Here is a 21,509-nt window from a genome sequence, read left to right on the forward strand (position 1 = left end):
CATACATTCTTATATGCCATCTTGCTGTAAAGTAATGATATTGGTGTTTTAATTCCACACCGCACGTTGTCGTGTGATGACACACAGTTGTTCTTCCTTCCTTTAGCTGGGGATTTCTGTCAATCGCGCAGTTCAAACCGCCATGAGGTTTGTTCTGTATGCTCATCAAATAAGTAAAAATCCAGAAGATGAATGCAGATAACATGCTTCGTCTCGCAATAGGATTGACCCCTTTCTAACTGTTGGCTGATGAGACGAGAACGCTAAGACAGGCTTCGATCTCTCCAATACGTCTCTTTTCTGACCTAAAAATCAATACACCAACAAACATAATGAACAACAGTTCATTTAATGATTGTCATCAATCGTTGAGCAGCGTACATTTCACACCTTCCTGAACAACCATTCAGTAATAATCTATGCTTTGTTGCCCTCAACGTTGGTCACGACGCAAACAAGCACGGCCGGAGGAAATTCTGGCGGCGGCTTTAGAGTGCTTTGTCAAACACGGTTATAGCGCCACTCGCATGGAAGACATCGCCAAACACGCCGGTGTCACCAAAGGGACGGTGTATCTGTATTACGCCAATAAAGAAGAACTACTCAAAGCAGTGGTTCGTGAAACGCTTTTGCCTCGTGTGGCGGAGTTAGAGCAGGTGCTAAACGACACTGACTGTTCGGCGCCTGAACTCCTGCGCCGTTTGCTACAGCAATGGGGCACACTGGTTCGTGACAATGATTTGGTGGCAGGTTTACCCAAGCTGATGATTGGTGAGGTGTCGAATTTTCCTGAGCTGGCTCGCTTTTATTATGAAGAAGTGATTTGTCGTGGCCGCCGCTTGGTCGCCAATGTACTGGCTCATGGCATTGCACGCGGGGAGTTTCGTTCACTGAATATCAACCAAGCTGTTGAGGTGATGATTGCTCCCGTCATCATGGGCATGATTTGGCAACATTCGTTTGCCCACTTCGAAGCTAAACCGATGGATTTTCCGCATTATCTGGATGCGGTGTACGACATTCTGCTGTGTGGCTTATCGGCCCCAGTGCCTTCTGGAAACTCACAATGAACTCATGTCATTTTCGCTATGCACTGCTGGCAGGAAGTGTTTTGCTTGCTGCCTGCAATGCCACACCCTCTGAGTATCAAGATATTCGTCCTGTTCGTACCACAGTGCTACACAATGCACAGGCCGCATCTCTACAAGTCTATGCAGGAGAAATTCGTGCCCGTTATGAAATTCCATTGAGTTTCCGAGTGGCAGGAAAAATCAGCGCCCGTTTAGTGGAAGTCGGTCAGCAGGTACAAGCAGGACAAGACATCGCCCGTCTCGAACCGAGTGACTATGGTTTAGAGGCCAGCGCAAAACGTGCACAATTGGCGGGGGCGGAAAGTGATTTGCGGCAACAAGAGCTCGACCTCAATCGTTACCGCGAATTGCTGCAACAGCAATTTATTAGCCAAGCCGAGTTTGATCGCCGTCAAAATGGCGTCAACGTAGCACGAGAAAAAGTGAAGCAGGCACAAGCAGATCTCGGTGTCAGCAGCAACCGTACACAATACACTCGCCTCACTGCTGAACAAGCAGGGATTATCAGCGAAGTGTATGCCGAGGCTGGGCAAGTGGTACAAGCTGGGCAAGCCGTGGCACGGTTAGCCATCCCCAGTGAGAAAGAAGTCAAAATCTCGATCCCCGAATCACGCCTTGCCCATTTTAAGCAAGCCACTGCATTTCAAGTGCGGCTGTGGTCGCGTGATAAGGTTTATCAGGGCAAATTGCGTGAACTTGCGCCACAAGCCGATCCACAAGCCCGAACCTATAGCGCCCGTATCCAAATTCTTAACCCCGATCAAGAGATTGCGTTGGGCATGAGTGCCAGCGTTGCCCATGTCTCTTCTAGCACAGAAAAAACCGCCTTTGCCATTCCACTGACTGCGCTTTTAGCAGAGAAACAACAACAATCGGTTTGGGTGCTGGATGGCAAAACCCTCACTGTTAAAAAACGTGCGGTGCAAGTGCAACGGCTCGAACAACAGCAAGTGTGGATTAGCCAAGGACTACAAGCGGGGGAGGAAATCGTCACCGCTGGGGTGCATTTATTACGAGAAGGTCAAAAGGTGGCACGGGTGGATGCTAACCCCGCCCCCGGTAAACCTGCCTTGCTGGCACCGCAACCGGTGACGGAGAAAGCCGCATCATGAACAAAAAATCCGGCATCAATTTGTCAGAGTGGGCGATTCGCCATGCTGCTTTAGTGCAATACCTGATGGTGGTATTGATGGTGGCGGGGGTGTTTGCGTATGGCAAATTAGGACAAAAAGAAGACCCCGAATTCACCTTTAAAGCGATGTTGGTCAAAGTCACTTGGCCCGGGGCCAGTGCCGAAGAGGTTGAACGGCAAGTGACCGATCGTGTTGAAAAAAAGCTGCAAGAGATTGCCGAGATTGATTTCGTCAAAAGCTTTAGCAAAAGCGGCGAAACACAAATGGTGATTAGCTTGCGCGAAGAACTACGGGCGAAAGAAGTATCCGATGTGTGGTATCGGGTACGTAAAAAACTGGGGGATTTAAAAGCCGAAGGCAAACTACCCGCCGAAGCACGCGGTCCCTTTTTTAATGATGAGTTTGGCGATACCTTTGGCAATATCTATGCCTTTACTGCCGATGGTTTTAGCCAAGAAGAGTTACGACGCTATATCGATTATGCACGGCAACAAGCCTTGCTGATTCAAGATGTGGCAAAAGTCGATATTGTTGGCGAGCAAGAAGAAAAAATTTACGTCAAACTCGATTCGGCGCGCCTTGCCGCATTGGGCATTGATATTCAAACCGTTTGGGCGGCACTGCGTGAACAAAATGCCGTCGATCCGGCAGGGGAATATCAAACCGACAGTGAACGAATCCCGGTACGGGTGAGCGGTGAATATGATTCGGTCACCACAATTAGCAACACCCCGATTAAGGCGGGTGATCGAACCTTCCGCTTGGGCGATTTAGCCAAAGTAGAGCGTGATTTCGCCAATCCCCCGGGGTTCCGCATGCGCTTTGATGGTAAGCCAGCCTTGGGTTTAGCCATCTCGATGCGAAAAGGCGGTGATGTTATTCGCTTAGGCAAAGAGCTGAATCAATTTGTGGATCGACTGCATGCACAAATGCCGATTGGGGTAGAAATTCATGCGGTCTCCGACCAGCCCAAGGTGGTGAAATCCTCCGTCAATGAGTTTATGCGTTCGTTGATTGAAGCGGTAGTCATCGTGTTGGCGGTCAGTTTATTTAGCCTTGGCCTGAAAACCGGCATTGTGGTGGCATTGTCGATTCCTTTGGTGTTGGCGATGACTTTCCTCGCCATGTGGATTTTTGGCATTGAATTACAACGCATTTCACTCGGCTCGCTGATTATTGCGCTGGGCTTGCTGGTGGATGACGCGATTATTGCAGTTGAAATGATGGCCTTAAAGCTAGAACAGGGCTGGAATCGACTGCGCGCGGCCACCTTTGCCTATACCAGTACCGCTTTCCCCATGCTCACGGGTACCTTGATTACCGCCGCCACCTTTCTACCCGTTGGTTTAGCCAAATCCAATGCTGGCGAATACACCTTTAGTTTATTTGCCGTGGTAGCGATTGCCTTGGTGTTGTCGTGGGTAGTGGCCGTGGTATTTACCCCTTTCATCGGTTACAAACTGTTGAAAGAGCATAAAGTGGCTGCCGACAGCCATCACGATGACGTCTATCACAAGCCGTTTTACCAACGCTTCCGCCATGTCTTAACATGGTGTTTACATCATCGTAAGTTCGTTATTGTTGCCACGTTTTTAGCTTTTATCGGTTCGTTGGTTGCCTTTAAGTTATTTGTGCAACAGCAGTTCTTTCCGGCCTCCAGTCGAGTGGAATTGTTGGTTGATATGTGGTTACCACAGGGCGCAACTTTCCACGCCACAGAAGCCGAAGTGAAAAAATTCGAACAAAAGCTGGCAGGTGATGAACGGATTGTGTCATTGACCAGCTATGTTGGCGGCGGCAGCCCACGTTTTTATTTGCCATTAGATCAACAACAGCCACATCTGAACTATGCACAGTTGATGATTATGACGCGAGATGAAGAGGTACGCGATCAGGTCAAAGACAAAATCAGCCAGCTGTTTGAAACCGATTTCCCGATGGTACGCGGGCGGGTTATTCGCCTAGAAAACGGGCCGCCCGTTGGCTATCCGGTGCAATTCCGTGTGTCGGGTGACGATGTGGCTAAATTGCGTGCCAGTGCGGCGAAAGTGGAAGCGATGATGCGCAATGATCCGCGCACTCGTCATGTCAATATCGACTGGGGTGAAAATATCAAAGTCTTGCGGTTAGAGATCGACCAAGATCGCGCCCGCAGCCTTGGTATTTCCACACAAGGGCTGTCACGGCAACTCAATATGTTGATTTCGGGAGCAGCTGTCACCGAATTACGCGAAAACGACCGCAGTATTGAGGTGGTGGCACGGTTAGATGAAGGAGAGCGCCACGCAGTCGAACAAATCGGCGCGTTAATGGTACAAACGTCCTCTGGCAAGTTTATCCCTGTGGCACAAATTGCCAGCGTGCAATACGCTTCGGAAGAAAGCATTATTTGGCGGCGCAATCGGATGCCGACTATCACCGTGCGGGCAGATGTTGCCGAGGGCGTACAAGCGGCAGATGTGTCGATTGCCCTGTGGCCCAAAATGCAGGCATTAGAAAAAGAACTGCCTACCGGATTCCGCATTGAGTTAGGTGGGTCGCTGGAGGCCAGTAAGAAGTCGCAAGATGCGATTGCTGCGGTGCAACCGTTAATGCTATTGGTGGTGGTCACCTTGTTGATGTTGCAGCTGCAAAGCTTCCAACGCACCTTATTGGTATTGCTCACCGCACCCTTGGGCATGATCGGTGTTACCTTAACCTTGATTTTGTTCCATGCGCCGTTTGGTTTTGTGGCGATGTTGGGCGTGATTGCACTGGCAGGGATGATTATGCGTAACTCGGTGATTTTGGTCGATCAGATCGAACATGATATCCGTGATGGCATTCATCCGTGGGAGGCCATTTTAGGCAGTACCATTCGCCGCTTCCGTCCGATTATGTTGACCGCAGCAGCGGCAATTTTGGCGATGGTGCCGTTAACGCGCAGTATTTTCTGGGGCCCGATGGCAGTGGCCATCATGGGCGGCTTGTTAGTAGCAACGGTGCTTACTTTGTTATTCCTCCCTGCCTTGTATGCCCAATGGTTTAAGATTCGTCCCCCAGCGACGACCTAAATGGTGTACTATTTTAGTCGGCTATTCCTTCCTGAGTTGGGGGCTTGCTTTTTGCCATGCTCCCCTCATGTAAGCCGCCGCAGGCTGTTACTGATGTTTTTTATTTCATAACGAGAGGTTTTTTCATGGAACACACACTGCCCACTTTGCCCTATGCCCTCGATGCTTTGGCACCGCATATCTCCAAAGAAACCTTGGAGTTTCACTACGGCAAACATCATCAAACTTATGTCACAAACTTGAACAACCTGATTAAAGGGACCGAGTTTGAAAATGCCACTCTGGAAGAGATTGTCAAAAAATCCTCCGGCGGTATCTTCAACAATGCAGCACAAGTGTGGAACCACACTTTCTATTGGCTGAGCTTGGCACCAAACGCTGGTGGCGAACCCACTGGTGCATTGGCTGAAGCCATCAACGCGAAATGGGGTTCGTTTGACGAGTTCAAAAAAGCTTTTAATGCCGTTGCTGCTGGAACCTTCGGTTCTGGTTGGGCATGGTTGGTAAAAGCCGCCGATGGCTCGTTAGAGTTAGTCTCCACCAGCAATGCCGCCACTCCATTGACCAGCGATAAAACCGCTTTGTTGACCTGTGATGTGTGGGAACATGCTTATTACATCGACTATCGCAACAGCCGTCCTAACTATCTGGAAGGTTTCTGGAAGTTGGTAAACTGGAATGCCGTCGCCGAACGCTTCGCTGCCTAATCTCAGCGCTGCTGCTTCGCAAAACCCCGTGCTGAACGGGGTTTTTTTGCATTTACTTCAATTTTTTCTTCACAGCCTGCCGCTCAACATGAACAAATAACCAATTGATATTTCTCTATTGCGCTTAAAACTGACATTCTTATGCCTTAGAGAAATTTGTGTGAGGGCGTGTGACGTGGCGAAGGTATTTTTAGTTGGGGCTGGGCCGGGGGATGTGGAGTTGTTGACCATCAAGGCCATGCGTTGCTTACAACAAGCAGAAGTCGTGTTGGTCGATGACTTAGTGAACCCTGATATTCTGCAGTTCGCGCCAGCACAGTGCAAAATCATTCCCGTTGGCAAACGCGGGGGATGTCGTTCGACACCACAAGCCTTTATCCAACGGCTCATGCTACGTTATGCCCGCCAAGGAAAAACCGTCGTGCGGCTTAAAGGAGGCGATCCCATGCTTTTTGGACGTGGTGGGGAAGAAGTCGCATTTTTAGCCGAACATGGTATTGCCTGTCAGGTGATCAATGGTTTAACCGCAGGTTTGGTCGCAGCAACACAGGCAGATATTCCACTCACCCATCGCGATCACACCCAAGGCGTCACTTTTATCACCGGCCATCGCCGCGACGGTTCACAACCGAACTGGCCGGCATTGGTTGCGGGTGGTACTACGTTGGTGGTGTATATGGGAATGCAAAATATCAATGTGTTATGTCAAGAATGGCGACAAGCGGGTATGCCGGAAACCATGCCAGCAGCGGTCATTCAACACGCCTCCACACCACAACAACGCATCTTAATCAGCGAACTGTCTCGTCTAGCGGCTGATGTTGAAGCCGGTGGCTACGGCAGCCCAGCAATTATTGTGTTGGGTGAGGTAGTGAAAGAAAAAACATGGCGTGATACTCTGCCACACCTTGTTTCAGCGGCATAACAGCATCTGTTTGGCTCACGAAATAAGGGGATGCTATCGACCTTGTTTGGAGACTTGCCTTGACTGCTGCCAACCTACGCTTGTTATTAGTTGAAGATGAACGTGTTCTCGCTGCTGGTTTAGCCACGGCTTTGGAATTGGCTGGCTATGAAGTCAGTCGCAGCCCGACGTTAGCCGATGCACGTCAACGCATTGAACAAAATCGCGCCCCATATGCACTCGCGATTGTTGACTTAGATTTACCAGATGGAAATGGTTTTGAGCTGGTGCAGTTCTTGGCGCATTATCCGGATACCCCTTGTTTAGTGTTGGGGGATCATGATTCACAGCCACTCAGTTGCCAACATAAAAATATCGTGGCCTATCTGGTAAAGCCGGTAGAGGCACAAGATTTGGTCACTGCCGTCTCTGGCACCTATCAGCGTTTACCGCTGGCCACCAGCGCTGCTGCTGCAACGGTAGCAGGACAAGCCGCCGGCGCAACAAAACAACATTTAATTGCCGTAGCGGTCGGGATTTTGATGGAACGTCATCATTTAACACGTCAACAAGCGGCAGAATGGTTGCAACAACAGGCACACCAACATCACCTGAGTTTGCCACAACAAGCCACTGAGATTGTGGCAGCATGTGAGCGTTTGAACTTACACCCACATGCCTAACACCTAAGCGAATTAGGCGAAGTGGCAGACGTAATGTAAAGTTTCTGTCACTTCGATTTGGAAGCTGCTATTGGCTGGCACAGAGAAAGACTCACCACCCTGATAGCTGCGGGCTTCGCTTTCACCCGCCAAGGTCACACGGCATTGCCCCTGCAACAGTTCCATCACTTCGGCGGCGGCGGTATTAAATGTTAAGTTTGCCGGCAGAATAACCCCAACCGATTTTTTTGTGCCATCAGCCAAAGTCAGGCTATGGCTAACACATTTACCATCAAAATAGACATTCGCCAGTTTATTAACACTGACATTTTCAAAGACTTGACTCATCTCTTATTTCCCTTGTGAATAAGCTGTTTTTTAAGCAATTGCAGGTTGTTTCATCAACAATGTCACCAAATCGGCCAATCGCTGTTTCATTTGCCGGCGGTCGACAATCATATCAATCGCCCCTTTTTGCAATAGAAACTCGGCGCGTTGGAACCCTTCTGGCAATGTTTCGCGTACGGTTTGTTCAATCACTCGTGGGCCAGCAAAACCAATTAACGCCCCCGGCTCAGCCAATACCACATCACCTAAGAAAGCAAACGAGGCCGATACACCACCCATTGTCGGGTCGGTCAGAATCGAAATAAATGGCAGTTGTTTTTCTGATAACAGGTGCAAAGCAGCACTGGTTTTTGCCATCTGCATCAATGAATTTAACCCTTCTTGCATCCGCGCACCACCAGAGGCAGACACACAGACAAAAGGTGCATTGGCTTCAACGGCAGCTTGGACACCGCGCACAAAACGCTCTCCCACCACCGAACCCATCGAACCACCAATAAAACGAAATTCAAATGCAGCAATCACAATCGGATGGGTCAGAATACTGCCTTGCATCACCACCAAAGCATCTTCTTCGCCGGTGTCTTCTTTCGCTGCGACTAAGCGGTCAGGATATTTTTTGCTGTCTTTAAACTTCAAAATATCCATTGGCACCACTTCAGCACCGATTTCACGCCGGCCTTCTTCATCCAATAACACTTCTAAACGTGCGCGTGCCGATAATGGATTGTGATGGTTGCACTTGGGGCAAACATGTTGATTGTTTTCCAAATCGGTGTGATACAACACCGCTTCACAGGCAGAACATTTACTCCACAACCCTTCCGGCACACCGGACTTGTTGGTTTTACTGTCTTTCTTGATTTTCGGTGGCAATAGCTTGTTTAACCAGCTCATGGAGCCTCCACAACACAACCGCCCGCGAGAAGGCGGGCGGGAGCGTTTGTTAAGTAAGTTTTTTTACGAATTAGGCATCCAATGCTGCACGGATACCAGATAAAAATTCGGTGAGATTGTGTGCAGCCTGCGCCCCAGAGCGTTCGATTTCTTCGACCAAACGGCTACCGATGACCACAGCGTCGGCTGCCTCACCAATCGCGCGCGCACTGGCGGCGTCGCGGATGCCAAATCCCACCCCAATAGGGAGTGGAATTAAGGTTTTCAATTCATTAACACGCTGAGCCACCGCTTGTGGATCGAGCGTTGCGGCGCCGGTGACCCCTTTTAACGACACATAATAGACATAACCTTGTGCATGTTTTGCCAAGGCCTGTACGCGTGCCAGTGGGGTTGTTGGTGCCACTAAAAACACCGGTGCCAAGCCTTGTGCCTGTAATGCAGGCGCCAGCTCATCGGCTTCTTCCGGTGGACAATCCACGGTCAACACCCCGTCTACCCCCGCAGCCTGTGCCGCTGCGGCAAATTCAGCATAGCCCATCGCCTCTAATGGGTTGAGATAACCCATCAATACCACAGGCGTGTGTTGGTTATGTTGACGAAACTCAGCCACCAACGCCAATACCTTATTCAAGGTCATGCCACGCCGTAAGGCGCGTTCGCTGGCCCGTTGAATGGTTGGGCCATCGGCCATCGGATCGGAAAACGGAATCCCCAATTCAATGATGTCAGCGCCTCCGGCCACTAAAGCCTGCATCAGCGGCACCGTTTGTGTTGCATCAGGGTCACCAGCAGTGATAAAGGGGATCAGGGCTTTCCGCCCTTGTAATCCAGCAAAACAACGATCAATACGATTGTCCATTACAGTTCCAACCCCCGCATCCGTGCCACAGTATTGATGTCTTTATCACCACGTCCCGACAGATTGACCAGAATAACCTGATCGGCCGGCAAGGTTGGGGCCAGTTTTTTGGCATAGGCCAAAGCGTGGCTAGACTCTAAGGCGGGGATAATCCCTTCGAACCGACATAAATCATCGAAGGCAGCCAAGGCTTCGCTATCGGTCACTGCCACATATTCAGCGCGGCCAATGTCTTTCAAATAGCTATGCTCAGGGCCAACACCCGGATAATCGAGGCCAGCCGATACCGAATGGGTCTCGGCAATCTGACCATTTTCATCCTGCATCAGATACATCCGTGCACCATGTAAGACACCTGGTCGGCCTGCATTTAATGGGGCGGCATGGCGGCCCGTTTCAACGCCATCACCACCGGCTTCCACCCCAATCAGGCGAACATCCGGATGAGGAATGTAAGGATAGAAAATGCCGATAGCGTTGGAACCACCACCCACACAAGCGACCACGGCATCCGGTTGTCGTCCCAACATGGCAGGCATTTGGGTCAAACATTCTTCGCCAATCACCGACACAAAATCACGCACGATCATCGGGTAAGGATGTGGGCCAGCCGCCGTCCCTAAGATATAGAATGTCGAATCCACATTGGTCACCCAATCGCGCATGGCTTCGTTCAGCGCGTCTTTTAAAGTGCGCGAGCCCGATTCCACCGGCACCACTGTGGCACCAAGCAGTTTCATGCGGAAGACGTTGGGCGCTTGGCGCTGCACATCTTCTGCCCCCATATACACGATACATTCCATGCCATAACGGGCGGCCACGGTAGCCGTTGCCACGCCGTGTTGACCGGCGCCAGTCTCAGCAATCACCCGTTTTTTACCCATCCGGCGCGCCAACAGTGCCTGACCAATGGCATTGTTAATTTTATGGGCACCAGTGTGATTTAAGTCTTCACGCTTGAGGTAGATTTGTGCACCACCCAAGGCAGCAGACCAGCGCTGGGCATGATAAATCGGGCTAGGACGACCGACATAATGCGCCAGCTCATGGTGAAATTCGGCCATAAAAGCGGGGTCGGCTTTTGCTTTGGCGTATTCGGTTTTTAATTCTTCTAATGCCGTCATCAAGGTTTCGGCAACAAACACGCCGCCGTAACGGCCAAAATGGCCACGTTCGTCCGGCAAATCATAAGGGTGCATAACATGCTCCTGCGATAAAAGCCGCCACTTTGGCAGCATCCTTAATGCCCTTGGCTGCTTCCACACCACTGGAGACATCCACAGCAGCAGGTTTCACCTGCGCCACTGCTAAGGCGATATTGTCTGGATCGAGGCCACCGGACAGAATCAACGGCAACGGCAACGATTCAGGAAGTAAAGACCAATCAAAGCGATGTCCCGTTCCCCCCGGCACACCAGGTTGGTAGGCATCGGTTAATAAAGCACGGGCATCGGGGTATAAGGAGGCGTAGTGTAGCAGATTCAGCCCCGCCTGAACGCGTACTGCCTTGAGGTAGGGGCGATGGAATTGACGACAAAAGGCAGCGGATTCATCACCATGAAACTGTAGAACATCAATCGGCACGGCCTCTAGGACGTGATTGACCTCTTCGACAGTGGGATCGACAAACAGCGCCACCACCGTCACAAACGGCGGCAATGCCGCCACCACTGCCTGCGCCTGTGCCACCGTCACCGCACGCGGGCTAGGCGGATAAAATACCAAGCCAATGGCGTCAGCACCCAGTGCGGCACACGCTTGACCATCTTCAGGACGGGTGATGCCACAGACTTTAACACGTGGACGAAGGGGGGTAAGCGACATCATCATTCCTCAGAGAAACAGGGCGCTGGCAAGGCAAATTCTGCTGGATAGCCAACTGCAGTTAATACCAAACCATCAGGCATAAAAGTTGGCGGGGCAAAGCGGCGGTCTTTGGCGGCTAAGAGCTGCTGCATCCATGACGGCGGATGCGCACCTTTGCCGACATACACCAACGCCCCCACCATATTGCGTACCATGTGATGGAGAAAAGCATTGGCTTGAAATTCAAAGATAATTTTATTGTCTTGCTGCCACAAGGCCGCACGAGTGAGGTGTTTAATCGGCGATTTCGCCTGACATTCTGCCGCCCGAAAGCAAGAAAAATCATGCTCACCCTGCAAATACACTGCCGCCTGCTGCATTGCAGCGAGGTCTAACGGCGCATGAAACCACCCCAGTTGCCCTTGCCCTAAGGCGGGTCGCGTAGGTCGATTGAGCAACACATAACGATAACGCCGAGCAAAAGCCGAGAAACGAGCATGAAAATGGTCGGCGACAGGATGTGCCCATTGCACAGCAATATCCGGTGGCAAAAAGCGATTCACCCCACGCACCCATGCGGACAAAGGCCGGACCACCTCGGTATCAAAATGCACCACCTGCCCACTGGCATGGACACCCGTATCGGTACGACCCGCAGCAATCACCGCAATCGCTTCGCCGGCAATCTGACTTAAGGCTGTTTGCAAATGATCTTGCACCGTATTGCCGTCTGGTTGGCTTTGCCAGCCATGATACAGACTACCGGCATACTCCACGCCTAGCGCAATTCGCGCCATGCTCACCTTCTTTCTCTATCCAATTTGATACCCACCAAGCACCACCAGCCCAAACACCAAAAAAACCAGTCCATCGCGCAGGGCAAAACGCCGCGATTGTAACGTGATTGCAGGGAGATGCGGCAGCGGTTGCTGCCAATTTCGCAACGCCTCTTGTACCTCTTGCCAGCGCAAGGGTTGGCGGCTGAGAAATTCATCCACTTGGTATAAGGTCAACGCCACTTGCAAAGCCAAACGATCGACCTCAATGCGACAACCACGCAGTGGCCATAATAGAGTTCGCAAGCCTAATAACACTTCATCCCGCGACAGATACCACAACACACAGCGCGCCACGGCACTCATCAACAGCAGCTGGCCGCTATGACGACTGGCGACAAGCAGACCTTGCCAAGAAGGGGCGTATTGACTTGGCCACGCAGCATCCCCCGGCACTGTCCAGCCAAATGCCACATATGCCACGACCACCAAGGGCAGCAAACGCCGCAGGCCAATCCGCATCGCCGGCCAACTACACCAACACGCTAATAACAACCAGCCTGCGCTCATCAGCAACAACCAAGACAACGCTAACCCTTGCACCCACAGCAACACACCCGCCCACAACAGAAAATAGCTGGCGGGGTGTAGCCATGCTGGTTTAGATGTCGGCTTCGACTTCATGGCCGCGTTGTTCCATCCATGACCGGCGGCTGGCCGCTTCGCCTTTGGCCATCAACAAGGTAAACATCTCATTGGTTTGGGCGACCGCCTCCGGCATCACTTGCACCGGCAGTAAACGACGGGTATCGGGGTGCATGGTGGTATCACGCAATTGTTCAGGGTTCATCTCGCCCAATCCCTTAAAGCGGCTAATCGACCAACTGTCTTCTTTAATTTTTTCGCCGCGTAAACGGTCGAGAATATGTTTTAGCTCGGCCTCATCAAGGGCATACAGTTTACGGGCAGGGCGCGTTTTCCCTTGCGCGGGTACATCAACGCGGAACAGCGGTGGTTGCGCCACATAAATATGACCTTGGGCAATCAGGCGCGGGAAATGGCGATAGAACAAGGACAATAACAACACTTGAATATGAGAGCCATCGACATCGGCATCGGACAAAATAGCAATTTTTCCGTAACGCAGACCGCTTAAATCCACTGCATCGTGTGGGCCATGTGGGTCAACGCCAATCGCCACCGCAATATCATGCACTTCTTGATTGCGGAACAGTTCTTCGCGCTCCATTTCCCATGTGTTAATCACCTTACCGCGCAGCGGCAAAATAGCTTGATATTCTTTATCACGTGCTAATTTGGCTGATCCTCCGGCCGAATCACCTTCCACTAAAAATAATTCATTGCGGCTGATGTCTTCACTTTCGCAGTCGGTCAATTTCCCCGGTAACACCGCAATGCCCGAGCCTTTTTTCTTTTCGACTTTTTTAACTGCGCGCAAGCGCGCTTGCGCTTGTCGAATCGCCAATTCAGCGATTTTTTTCCCTTCTTCTACCGCCTGATTCAGCCACACCTCAAACGGATCGCGCACCATATTGGCGACTAATTTCACTGCATCACGGTTGTTGAGCTTCTCTTTGGTTTGCCCTTGGAACTGTGGATCAAGCAGACGTGCGGACAAAACAAAACGCACCCGTCCCCACACGTCTTCCGCCTGTAGTTTCACCCCACGCGGCAATAGATTGTGGTGGTCAATAAAACTACGCAGGGCATCGAAAATCCCGCTGCGTAATCCCGACTCATGGGTGCCACCGGAGGCGGTGGGAATCAGATTGACATAGCTTTCGCCACCAGCACCTTCTTCAAACCATGCCACCGCCCATGCCGCCCCTTCCCCTTGGGCAAATTGCTCGTCACCCGCCGTGACATAGTTTTCGCCGACAAAAGGGGTCGCAATCGGTTCGTTTTCTCCACACAGCTCTTGCAAATAGCTACTGAGCCCTTTGGGATAACGCCAAGTGGTACGGTCGATGCTGCCATCAGCCTTTTCTTGTGCCAGCGTCACTTCGACCCCCGGCAGCAATACCGCTTTGGCTCGTAACAGTCGTTCTAACTCGGTAAGGGCATAGCGTCCCGATTCAAAATAACGGGCATCTGGCCACACGCGCACTTTGGTACCGCTGGTTTTTGCCGAACAGTCGCCAATCCGTTGCAGCGGTTCAATTACCTCTCCGCCGGCAAACACCAAGCGATAGACACCGCCTTCGCGCTTGACCTCCACTTCTAAGCGAGTGGATAGGGCATTGGTGACCGAAACCCCCACACCATGCAAGCCCCCAGAGAAGGCATACGCACCGCCATCTTTTTTATTAAATTTGCCGCCAGCGTGCAGGCGAGTAAATACCAATTCCACCACCGGAATCTGTTCTTCTGGATGTAAACCAACGGGAATACCGCGCCCGTCGTCCTCGACGGATAACGAGCCATCGAGGTGCAACATCACGGTCATTCGTTTAGCAAAACCACCCAGCGCCTCATCCGCCGCGTTATCAATCACTTCTTGACAGATATGGGTTGGATCTGTGGTGCGGGTATACATGCCGGGGCGTTCTTTGACCGGTTCTAGTCCTTTTAACACCCGTACCGAAGATTCATCATATTGTGCAGCTGCCATAAACCTACTTTCTTGCCAGAAAATGCAAAAGGCCAGTCTATCCAGACTGACCTATCACGAGGGGGTTCACTTGCCTTGTTCACATCCTCAACAGCGGCAGGTCTTTTTCATTGTTCAGGATGAGGGAGATCGCCAACGATTGACGAAGCATAGCGCGGTTCAAGACCTTTTAAGAGCCGTGACAGTTCGGTCAACGCCATTTCATACACCCCGCGCTTAAACTCAATCACTGAATCGAGAGGCGCCCAATATTGGTTCCAACGCCACGCATCAAATTCGGGGTGGTGTGTTGCGCGCAAACAAACATCCGAATCGCGTCCGACCAGACGCAATAAAAACCAAATTTGTTTTTGACCGCGATAACTGCCGCGCCACTCACGGCGCACCCAATGTGTCGGCACATCGTAGCGTAACCAATCTCGTGTCCGGCCCAAAATCTTGACATGGTGTGGACTTAAACCCACTTCTTCCATCAATTCGCGATACATCGCCGCCTCGGGGCTTTCTCCTGGCTTAATGCCTCCTTGAGGAAATTGCCAAGAATGTTCGCGCACGCGTTTGCCCCAAAAAACCTGATTTTTGGCGTTACATAAGATGATACCGACGTTGGGGCGGTAGCCGTCCCTATCCAGCATGTGTGAACCTTGCAAGCGAAAATATTTGCGGCCGATTGTTTCATACTTCGGCACATGGTGCAAAAGCCGTGGCACAATGGAGGACTTATTGCGCTATCGTCATGATGACATATTGCTTTTATTCTCAAAGAATTATCAGTTGATTGCTTATGACAAAGAAACCCTTAATCGCGTTTGCCTTGGCACTGTGTAGCACTTACAGCTGGGCCGAGATCACGCTTGAACTCACCACCAGCCCACAAGGGGCACACATCATCGCTCATAACAGCGGTGCCGGTTTTGCTCGGGTGCAACTCGAACCCGTCACGGGCGGCCCAGCACAGCCGATTGTTGAAGTGGTACCACCACAGGGCAAAACCGAGCTGGTGTTGATTAAAAATGCGGCGCTATCGGCCTCGATGTTGAAATGGCACGAGGCGATCGGTGATTTTACCGCCCAACATCACCCCGAAGCGCGCTATCTGCGCCCACTCGATCGCGATCCGGTGTGGAATAGCGCGGCAGGGTATGAGTTTGCAACGTTAAAAGACATTCCAGCGCGGGTTGCCCGTGATGGCCGTGTGGTTGAAGTCAAAGCCACGCCATTTGGTGAGTGGATTATCACCTTAGAACATGATGATCGCACCCTCGGCCGCTATCAACCGCTGAATATGGACGAACCACCCGAAGCAGGCCATGCCTTTAAAGCAGGGACGGTATTAGGCCGCACCGCACGGACACAATTTACCTTCGCTGCACTACAAGCCACTCGTGATCTCAGCAGTGAAAACAGTGCCTTTAAAGCCTTACAAGTGCAATGGCGAGCGCCGCTGGCTGCCGAGGGTGGCCCAGCCAGTCAAGAAGCCGCCACCGAATTGGCGGAAAAAGCTGCTGTTGCCACCGGCGAAGTCAGCGCCGTAGGCAATCAAGCCACCACGCCGCCGCCACCAGCCGATGCCGTCGCCAGCAGCAATAGCAGCAGCCGTCCCGAAGTCCGTAACGAGGCCAGTGCCAGCCGCTGGAAAGAGCTATTGGCTTTAGTCGGTGGTCTGGTCTTTATTATCGGCTTGTTGGGAGGTTGGACATGGTGGAGTGGTCGAAAAAACGCCCGAGCACCGATTGCCGGCGGTCATTTTGAACCCGGCGAATTAGGCCGCCGTCCCCCACCTACACCGCCTCACGGTCATGGCAATAATGCTGGCGGTGATCCATACAAACAGATTGTGCGTCATTTCAAGGGCGATGAAGCAAAAGTAGAAAGTATGATTGAAAAAGAAATGCAACACGGTTTAAGCCGACCACAAGCCGTGCAAAAAGTCTTTGAACGCATCAAGCACTAATCGCGCACAGTAAGGAATTGACATGCCACAGTTACAGTTTGGCGCCATGATTATTGGCGATGAAATTTTGTCGGGAAAAAGACAAGATAAACACCTCACGGCCTTGATTCGGATTCTAGCGGCACGCGGTCTTAAGTTGGCATGGGCAGACTATATTGGCGATAACCCCGAGGCGATTACGGCTGCCATCACGCGCCATCGTCAGGCCGATACCGTGTTATTCAGCTTTGGCGGAATTGGCTCCACCCCAGACGACCATACACGGCAATGTGCGGCAGCAGCCCATCAACAACCGTTGGCGATTCACCCCGAAGGTAAAATTATTGTTGAGGGACGGTTTGGTGACGAAGCCTATCCACACCGGATTAACATGGTCAATATCCCCGCCCATGCCACGCTTATTCCCAATCCTGTCAATCAAATGCCGGGGTTTAGCGTAGGACAACATCACTTTGTCCCGGGATTTCCCAGCATGGCATGGCCGATGATTGAATGGGTATTGGATACGCAATATGCCGCACATTTTCCGACAGAAAAAGAAGTGGAATTTTTATTCCGTGTTTTACACAGTCGCGAAGGCGATATGATTGATGTGATGCAAGATTTTGTTGCGCGTTATCCCACGCTGGGGTTTTCTAGCTTGCCGAGTTTTGGCGATGCCGACACCCCACCGCACGTCGAGTTTGGTATCAGCGGCCCACCGCAACTGGCAGCGCTGGCGGCCAATGAACTGGCCAATACTTTCAAAGCCCAACAGCGACAGGTCGAAGCCATCCGACAACGCTAAAAAAAAAACGCCACAGCAAGCTGTGGCGCTTTTTTGATGGCTAGACTGAATTAAGCTTCAGCTACCACGGTCACGCTGATTTCGACGATCACGTCGTGATGCAGCGCGATTTCAACGTTGTATTCACCGATAGCCTTGAATGGGCCGTTTGGCAAACGCACGTCAGATTTCTTCACTTCCACGCCAGAAGCCGCAATAGCTTCAGCGATGTCAGCGTTGGTCACAGCACCGAACAGACGGCCATCAACACCGGCTTTCTGAGCGATGGTCACCACTGCGCCATTCAGCTTCTCAGCACGTGCTTGTGCGTCAGCCAAAATAGCAGCTTGTTTGGCTTCCAATTCAGCACGACGTGCTTCGAAAGCTTCTAAGTTAGCGGTGGTAGCGCGTTTTGCTTTACCTTGTGGGATCAAGAAGTTACGAGCGTAACCATCTTTAACTTTAACCACATCGCCCAGTTGACCCAAGTTGGCCACTTTTTCCAGCAGAATGATTTGCATAATTCTTCGCTCCTAATCTTAGTGCTGATCGGTGTAAGGCATCAGAGCCAAGAAACGAGCGCGCTTGATAGCGGTAGACAGCTGACGCTGATAGCGAGCTTTGGTGCCGGTGATACGGGCAGGAATAATCTTGCCGTTTTCAGCGATAAAATCTTTCAGCAGGTCAACTGCTTTGTAATCGACCTGTTTGATACCTTCAGCGGTAAAGCGGCAAAATTTGCGACGCTTGAACAATTGGCGAGCCATTGTTTTCACCTTCTAAAATTCAATTCGTTGTATCGAGTTCGATGTGCTGTACATGCAGCACCAGACGCGGATTACGGCGATTTTTTGCTGCTAGGAAGCCGTGGACAGTACAAGCGACTGGCACCGAGCAACGGACTAGTTTTTCTGCGATTTCCCCTGCGGCAATCATGTCGATTTGGCAGTTGACTTGTCGCGAAAAGCCCGCTTCAGATTGCACTGATTCATGCAGCAAAACACATTCGACTAAGGGAATCCCTGCAGGGGTGTAACGCAACGCAGGCATGTCCACTAATTGGCCGTAAATCCGAACCTGATTGTCAGAGATCAAGCCTGTGGTGCTTCTTCGGCAGCGGCAGCAGGTGCGCTAGCGTCGAGCAGGTTTTTCGCTTTTTCTTCTTTCATCATTGGGGAAGGCTCAGTCACGGCCTCGTCCATTTTGATGGTCAGATGACGCAGAACGGCATCGTTGAATTTGAAAGCGTGTTCGATTTCTTCCAATGTTTCTTTGTCGCACTCGATGTTCATCAGAACATAGTGAGCTTTGTGCAGCTTCTGGATTGGGTAAGCCAGTTGACGACGGCCCCAGTCTTCCAAACGGTGAATTTTGCCACCTTCGCGACCTAATACCATGCCTTTGTAACGCTCAACCATTGCAGGTACTTGTTCGCTTTGGTCCGGATGGACGATGAAAACGATTTCGTAATGACGCATGAGATCTCCTTTTGGATAACAGCCTTCCGCCATGCGTTTGCGGGAAGGCAAGGGTTGCGTAAAGGCGCGGACTATACGCGAAAAGCCAACATCAAACAAGAAAAAACACCAGCCACCTAAGCGTTTGCGAGTTCGATAAAATAATGAGCCAAAGTCTTTTGCAAATGATGCAGATGAATTGGCTTGGACAAATGGTCATTCATCCCCGCATCTAAACAACGCTGGCGGTCTTCGGCAAACGCATCTGCAGTGAGGGCAATAATCGGCAAAGGGACACAGTGATTGGCATGTTCCCAAGCACGAATATGGCGTGTGGCCTCTAGCCCGTCCATGTCTGGCATCTGCAAATCCATCAATACGGCATCAAACATTTCACCACGGGTGATGATGTCAACAGCCTGATGGCCATTTTCTGCCAGTGCCGTTTCAACCCCGAGCTTAGCCAACAACGCCAGCAACACCCGTTGGTTGATGGTGTTGTCTTCGACTACCAACACCCGACGGCGCTGACCAGTGTGCGAACGCATCACCGGTATATTCGCTTGTGTGAACGGTTGCTGTAGTTCAGTCACTGCGGCTCGTTCCACTGCAATGCGGAACCAAAAACGGCTGCCTTGTCCTGGGGTACTCTCGACACCGACATTGCCCCCCATCGCCCGCGCTAGGCTTTTCACAATCGACAGGCCTAGCCCAGTGCCACCAAATTGGCGGGTAGTGGAGTCATCCACTTGGCTAAAGGGTTTGAACAATACATTTTGTTTATCGAGTGGAATGCCAATGCCAGTATCTGTCACAGTAAATTCGAGACACAGCGTACCATCATCAGCCACCACCTCTTGCCCACGGAGAGAGACTTCACCCTCAAGGGTAAATTTAATGGCATTGTTAATCAGATTATTCAGCATCTGTCGTAACCGGTGTGGGTCGCTGCGGTAACACGCCGCCGCTGCGCCTTGCCATGTGGTCACAAGGTGCAAGCCTTTCGCCCGTGCACTTTCCACAAACAAGGCTTGGGTTTCATGTAATAGCTGTTTCGGGGCAAAGACCGTCATTTCTAGCGACAATTTGCCGGCTTCAACTTTGGAATAGTCGAGAATGTCATTGAGCAAGGCAAGCAGTGTTTCACCGGAGTTCAGAATGGTGCGGGCGTAGTCTTGTCGGTCGGCATCGCTGATGCCTTCCATCAATAACATCTGTGCCATGCCAAGAATGCCATTCATGGGCGTGCGGATTTCATGGCTCATGGTGGCAAGAAAACGGCTCTTCGCGACATTGGCCGCTTCCGCCGCTTGTTTTGCCTCAATCAGCGCCAGCTCATTGCGTTTATTTTGCGTAATATCACGAATCGACCCCACCATCCGCAACGGCCGCCCCTCGGCATCGCGTACCACCACCCGACCACGATCTTGCACCCACAACACACGGCCATCTGGCCATTGCACACGGTGTTCAGAAAAATAATCACAATCGGTTTCCAGCGCCTCTTTCACCGCTGCCATGACCCGTTGCCGATCCTCGGGATGGATGCGGTCAACAAAAAACGACACAGGATGAGAAGGTGGCACATCCTCTAAACCGAGAATCTGTCCCCAGCGTTCATTGTGATCAGCTCTATCATCTGGAATCGACCAATCCCACACCCCTTCGCCGGTTGCCGCCATCGCATAGGCCAAGCGTTCCTCACTGGCATGTAAACGGGCTTGGGTATCGACCAACTCAGTGATATCAGTCGCCACAATTAACACGTTCGGCTTGCCATCGCGGCCAGCAAAAGGGACTTTCACCGATTGGAAACGGTGCACGACACCGGTAATCGCATCACTGACATCTTCGCGGATAACCTGCGGCACCCCACCGGCAATAATCTCTTGCACATTGCGGCGGAAAAACGCCACTTGCTCTGTGTTGGGGTTAAAGTCGCCGTCATCTTTACCGACCATCGCCTCGGGTGTGGTGTGATAAAGACGGGCCACGGTGCGATTGGTGATAACAAACCGACCAGCGGCATCTTTGACAATCACCGCATGGGGCATCGCATCGATCACTCGCCGTAGCAGGTCTTCGCTTTCGGTCACCCGTTCTTGTTCGACTCGCCATCTTGCTGTCGCAATCTGTTCGCGTGTTCGTGCCCGTTCAAACCGCCATTGCACCGCCAAAATACCCACAGCAAGCAAAACATATAAACCTAACGTTAATAGCGCATTTTGCTGCCAAGCAGCTAAAAAATCTTCCTCAGCAAAGGCGACTTGGACAAAGAAAGGTGAGCGATCTAATACTTGAAAACTGCCAATACGGGGTAGGCCATCGGTGGTTGCCACATATTGCAGCCCGCCCCACCGTTCGCCAGCTTCAATCCGTTGACGAATCGGATTGTGGGAGGGGACAGGCTGGCCAAAGTCTTTTTCACTGTAGCGAGGGTAACGCGCAATCAAGGTAAAGT

Annotated in this window: 23 protein-coding genes; 8 read left to right on the plus strand and 15 right to left on the minus strand. The window is 51.4% G+C overall.

The window, feature by feature from the left end; all coding sequences use genetic code 11:
* Positions 1–205, minus strand: a 205-nt coding sequence (locus ACTBZS_RS08235; RefSeq protein WP_463043809.1) for a hypothetical protein, incomplete at its 3' end; no start/stop codon positions are given.
* Positions 206–419: 214 nt separating this feature from the next.
* Here ACTBZS_RS08235 and ACTBZS_RS08240 point away from each other — a divergent pair.
* The 6 genes from ACTBZS_RS08240 (at position 420) to ACTBZS_RS08265 (ending at position 7,571) form a co-directional block, all read left to right on the plus strand.
* Positions 420–1,070, plus strand: a complete 651-nt coding sequence (locus ACTBZS_RS08240) for a TetR/AcrR family transcriptional regulator (RefSeq protein WP_463043810.1) — start codon at positions 420–422, stop codon at positions 1,068–1,070.
* Positions 1,067–2,203, plus strand: a complete 1,137-nt coding sequence (locus ACTBZS_RS08245; protein ID WP_460431111.1) for an efflux RND transporter periplasmic adaptor subunit — start codon at positions 1,067–1,069, stop codon at positions 2,201–2,203. Before ACTBZS_RS08240 ends, ACTBZS_RS08245 begins: the two co-directional genes overlap by 4 nt.
* The gene (locus tag ACTBZS_RS08250) at positions 2,200–5,277 is read left to right on the plus strand and encodes an efflux RND transporter permease subunit (RefSeq protein WP_463043811.1); all 3,078 of its coding nucleotides are present in this window, start codon (positions 2,200–2,202) and stop codon (positions 5,275–5,277) included. The genes ACTBZS_RS08245 and ACTBZS_RS08250 overlap by 4 nt, the downstream gene beginning before the upstream one ends.
* Positions 5,278–5,402: 125 nt before the next feature.
* The gene (sodB, locus tag ACTBZS_RS08255) at positions 5,403–5,984 is read left to right on the plus strand and encodes a superoxide dismutase [Fe] (RefSeq protein ID WP_022653528.1); all 582 of its coding nucleotides are present in this window, start codon (positions 5,403–5,405) and stop codon (positions 5,982–5,984) included.
* Positions 5,985–6,159: 175 nt separating this feature from the next.
* Positions 6,160–6,909, plus strand: coding sequence for a uroporphyrinogen-III C-methyltransferase (gene cobA / locus ACTBZS_RS08260; protein WP_463043812.1), 750 nt, complete (start codon positions 6,160–6,162; stop codon positions 6,907–6,909).
* Between the two features lie 59 nt (positions 6,910–6,968).
* Positions 6,969–7,571 carry an ANTAR domain-containing response regulator gene (locus ACTBZS_RS08265; RefSeq protein ID WP_463043813.1) on the plus strand — a complete coding sequence of 201 codons (603 nt, stop codon included), beginning with the start codon at positions 6,969–6,971 and terminating at the stop codon, positions 7,569–7,571.
* Positions 7,572–7,583: 12 nt separating this feature from the next.
* Here ACTBZS_RS08265 and ppnP read toward each other — a convergent pair whose 3' ends face one another.
* The 9 genes from ppnP to ACTBZS_RS08310 all read right to left on the minus strand — a co-directional run bounded on the left by ppnP (position 7,584) and on the right by ACTBZS_RS08310 (position 15,506).
* The gene (gene ppnP / locus ACTBZS_RS08270) at positions 7,584–7,898 is read right to left on the minus strand and encodes a pyrimidine/purine nucleoside phosphorylase (protein WP_022653080.1); all 315 of its coding nucleotides are present in this window, start codon (positions 7,896–7,898) and stop codon (positions 7,584–7,586) included.
* A gap of 30 nt (positions 7,899–7,928) precedes the next feature.
* On the minus strand, positions 7,929–8,795 hold the full coding sequence (gene accD, locus ACTBZS_RS08275) for an acetyl-CoA carboxylase, carboxyltransferase subunit beta (RefSeq protein ID WP_460431353.1): 867 nt from the start codon (positions 8,793–8,795) through the stop codon (positions 7,929–7,931).
* Positions 8,796–8,865: 70 nt separating this feature from the next.
* Positions 8,866–9,657 (minus strand): tryptophan synthase subunit alpha, encoded by a 792-nt coding sequence (gene trpA / locus ACTBZS_RS08280; protein WP_463043814.1) that lies wholly within the window; start codon positions 9,655–9,657, stop codon positions 8,866–8,868.
* Entirely contained in the window at positions 9,657–10,856 is a 1,200-nt protein-coding gene (gene trpB / locus ACTBZS_RS08285) for a tryptophan synthase subunit beta (RefSeq protein ID WP_022653077.1), read from the minus strand. The genes trpA and trpB overlap by 1 nt, the downstream gene beginning before the upstream one ends.
* Positions 10,843–11,481 (minus strand): phosphoribosylanthranilate isomerase, encoded by a 639-nt coding sequence (locus ACTBZS_RS08290; RefSeq protein WP_027405129.1) that lies wholly within the window; start codon positions 11,479–11,481, stop codon positions 10,843–10,845. Before ACTBZS_RS08290 ends, trpB begins: the two co-directional genes overlap by 14 nt.
* 2 nt (positions 11,482–11,483) lie before the next feature.
* Positions 11,484–12,260 carry a tRNA pseudouridine(38-40) synthase TruA gene (gene truA / locus ACTBZS_RS08295; protein WP_463043815.1) on the minus strand — a complete coding sequence of 259 codons (777 nt, stop codon included), beginning with the start codon at positions 12,258–12,260 and terminating at the stop codon, positions 11,484–11,486.
* A gap of 15 nt (positions 12,261–12,275) precedes the next feature.
* Positions 12,276–12,923, minus strand: coding sequence for a hypothetical protein (locus tag ACTBZS_RS08300; RefSeq protein WP_463043816.1), 648 nt, complete (start codon positions 12,921–12,923; stop codon positions 12,276–12,278).
* The gene (gene parE / locus ACTBZS_RS08305) at positions 12,901–14,871 is read right to left on the minus strand and encodes a DNA topoisomerase IV subunit B (RefSeq protein ID WP_022653073.1); all 1,971 of its coding nucleotides are present in this window, start codon (positions 14,869–14,871) and stop codon (positions 12,901–12,903) included. Before parE ends, ACTBZS_RS08300 begins: the two co-directional genes overlap by 23 nt.
* 107 nt (positions 14,872–14,978) lie before the next feature.
* The gene (locus ACTBZS_RS08310; RefSeq protein ID WP_022653072.1) at positions 14,979–15,506 is read right to left on the minus strand and encodes an RNA pyrophosphohydrolase; all 528 of its coding nucleotides are present in this window, start codon (positions 15,504–15,506) and stop codon (positions 14,979–14,981) included.
* 149 nt (positions 15,507–15,655) lie between these two features.
* Between ACTBZS_RS08310 and ACTBZS_RS08315 the strand changes: the two genes are divergently transcribed.
* Both ACTBZS_RS08315 and ACTBZS_RS08320 read left to right on the plus strand, forming a co-directional pair.
* The gene (locus ACTBZS_RS08315; protein ID WP_463043817.1) at positions 15,656–16,825 is read left to right on the plus strand and encodes a hypothetical protein; all 1,170 of its coding nucleotides are present in this window, start codon (positions 15,656–15,658) and stop codon (positions 16,823–16,825) included.
* Positions 16,826–16,847: 22 nt separating this feature from the next.
* Positions 16,848–17,612, plus strand: a complete 765-nt coding sequence (locus tag ACTBZS_RS08320; RefSeq protein ID WP_463043818.1) for a competence/damage-inducible protein A — start codon at positions 16,848–16,850, stop codon at positions 17,610–17,612.
* Between the two features lie 50 nt (positions 17,613–17,662).
* Here ACTBZS_RS08320 and rplI read toward each other — a convergent pair whose 3' ends face one another.
* From rplI to ACTBZS_RS08345, 5 genes are all read right to left on the minus strand, one after another.
* Positions 17,663–18,112, minus strand: a complete 450-nt coding sequence (gene rplI, locus ACTBZS_RS08325; RefSeq protein WP_022653069.1) for a 50S ribosomal protein L9 — start codon at positions 18,110–18,112, stop codon at positions 17,663–17,665.
* A gap of 18 nt (positions 18,113–18,130) precedes the next feature.
* Positions 18,131–18,358: a 30S ribosomal protein S18 gene (gene rpsR, locus ACTBZS_RS08330; RefSeq protein WP_022653068.1), complete on the minus strand. Its 228-nt coding sequence runs from the start codon at positions 18,356–18,358 to the stop codon at positions 18,131–18,133.
* A gap of 19 nt (positions 18,359–18,377) precedes the next feature.
* Positions 18,378–18,686 (minus strand): primosomal replication protein N, encoded by a 309-nt coding sequence (priB, locus tag ACTBZS_RS08335; RefSeq protein WP_460431347.1) that lies wholly within the window; start codon positions 18,684–18,686, stop codon positions 18,378–18,380.
* Positions 18,683–19,069 (minus strand): 30S ribosomal protein S6, encoded by a 387-nt coding sequence (gene rpsF / locus ACTBZS_RS08340; RefSeq protein WP_460431346.1) that lies wholly within the window; start codon positions 19,067–19,069, stop codon positions 18,683–18,685. The genes priB and rpsF overlap by 4 nt, the downstream gene beginning before the upstream one ends.
* A gap of 116 nt (positions 19,070–19,185) precedes the next feature.
* On the minus strand, positions 19,186–21,509 hold a 2,324-nt coding region (locus ACTBZS_RS08345; RefSeq protein WP_463043819.1), incomplete at its 5' end, for an ATP-binding protein.

Source organism: Aquaspirillum sp., assembly GCF_055136605.1.

Bases quoted from the DNA above. Each gene is read 5' to 3' on its own strand.
- ACTBZS_RS08240 (WP_463043810.1), top strand. From the start codon at position 420: ATGCTTTGTTGCCCTCAACGTTGGTCACGACGCAAACAAGCACGGCCG.
- ACTBZS_RS08245 (WP_460431111.1), top strand. From the start codon at position 1,067: ATGAACTCATGTCATTTTCGCTATGCACTGCTGGCAGGAAGTGTTTTG.
- ACTBZS_RS08250 (WP_463043811.1), top strand. From the start codon at position 2,200: ATGAACAAAAAATCCGGCATCAATTTGTCAGAGTGGGCGATTCGCCAT.
- sodB (WP_022653528.1), top strand. From the start codon at position 5,403: ATGGAACACACACTGCCCACTTTGCCCTATGCCCTCGATGCTTTGGCA.
- ppnP (WP_022653080.1), bottom strand. From the start codon at position 7,898: ATGAGTCAAGTCTTTGAAAATGTCAGTGTTAATAAACTGGCGAATGTC.
- accD (WP_460431353.1), bottom strand. From the start codon at position 8,795: ATGAGCTGGTTAAACAAGCTATTGCCACCGAAAATCAAGAAAGACAGT.
- trpA (WP_463043814.1), bottom strand. From the start codon at position 9,657: ATGGACAATCGTATTGATCGTTGTTTTGCTGGATTACAAGGGCGGAAA.
- trpB (WP_022653077.1), bottom strand. From the start codon at position 10,856: ATGCACCCTTATGATTTGCCGGACGAACGTGGCCATTTTGGCCGTTAC.
- ACTBZS_RS08290 (WP_027405129.1), bottom strand. From the start codon at position 11,481: ATGTCGCTTACCCCCCTTCGTCCACGTGTTAAAGTCTGTGGCATCACC.
- truA (WP_463043815.1), bottom strand. From the start codon at position 12,260: ATGGCGCGAATTGCGCTAGGCGTGGAGTATGCCGGTAGTCTGTATCAT.
- ACTBZS_RS08300 (WP_463043816.1), bottom strand. From the start codon at position 12,923: ATGAAGTCGAAGCCGACATCTAAACCAGCATGGCTACACCCCGCCAGC.
- parE (WP_022653073.1), bottom strand. From the start codon at position 14,871: ATGGCAGCTGCACAATATGATGAATCTTCGGTACGGGTGTTAAAAGGA.
- ACTBZS_RS08310 (WP_022653072.1), bottom strand. From the start codon at position 15,506: ATGCTGGATAGGGACGGCTACCGCCCCAACGTCGGTATCATCTTATGT.
- ACTBZS_RS08315 (WP_463043817.1), top strand. From the start codon at position 15,656: ATGACAAAGAAACCCTTAATCGCGTTTGCCTTGGCACTGTGTAGCACT.
- ACTBZS_RS08320 (WP_463043818.1), top strand. From the start codon at position 16,848: ATGCCACAGTTACAGTTTGGCGCCATGATTATTGGCGATGAAATTTTG.
- rplI (WP_022653069.1), bottom strand. From the start codon at position 18,112: ATGCAAATCATTCTGCTGGAAAAAGTGGCCAACTTGGGTCAACTGGGC.
- rpsR (WP_022653068.1), bottom strand. From the start codon at position 18,358: ATGGCTCGCCAATTGTTCAAGCGTCGCAAATTTTGCCGCTTTACCGCT.
- rpsF (WP_460431346.1), bottom strand. From the start codon at position 19,069: ATGCGTCATTACGAAATCGTTTTCATCGTCCATCCGGACCAAAGCGAA.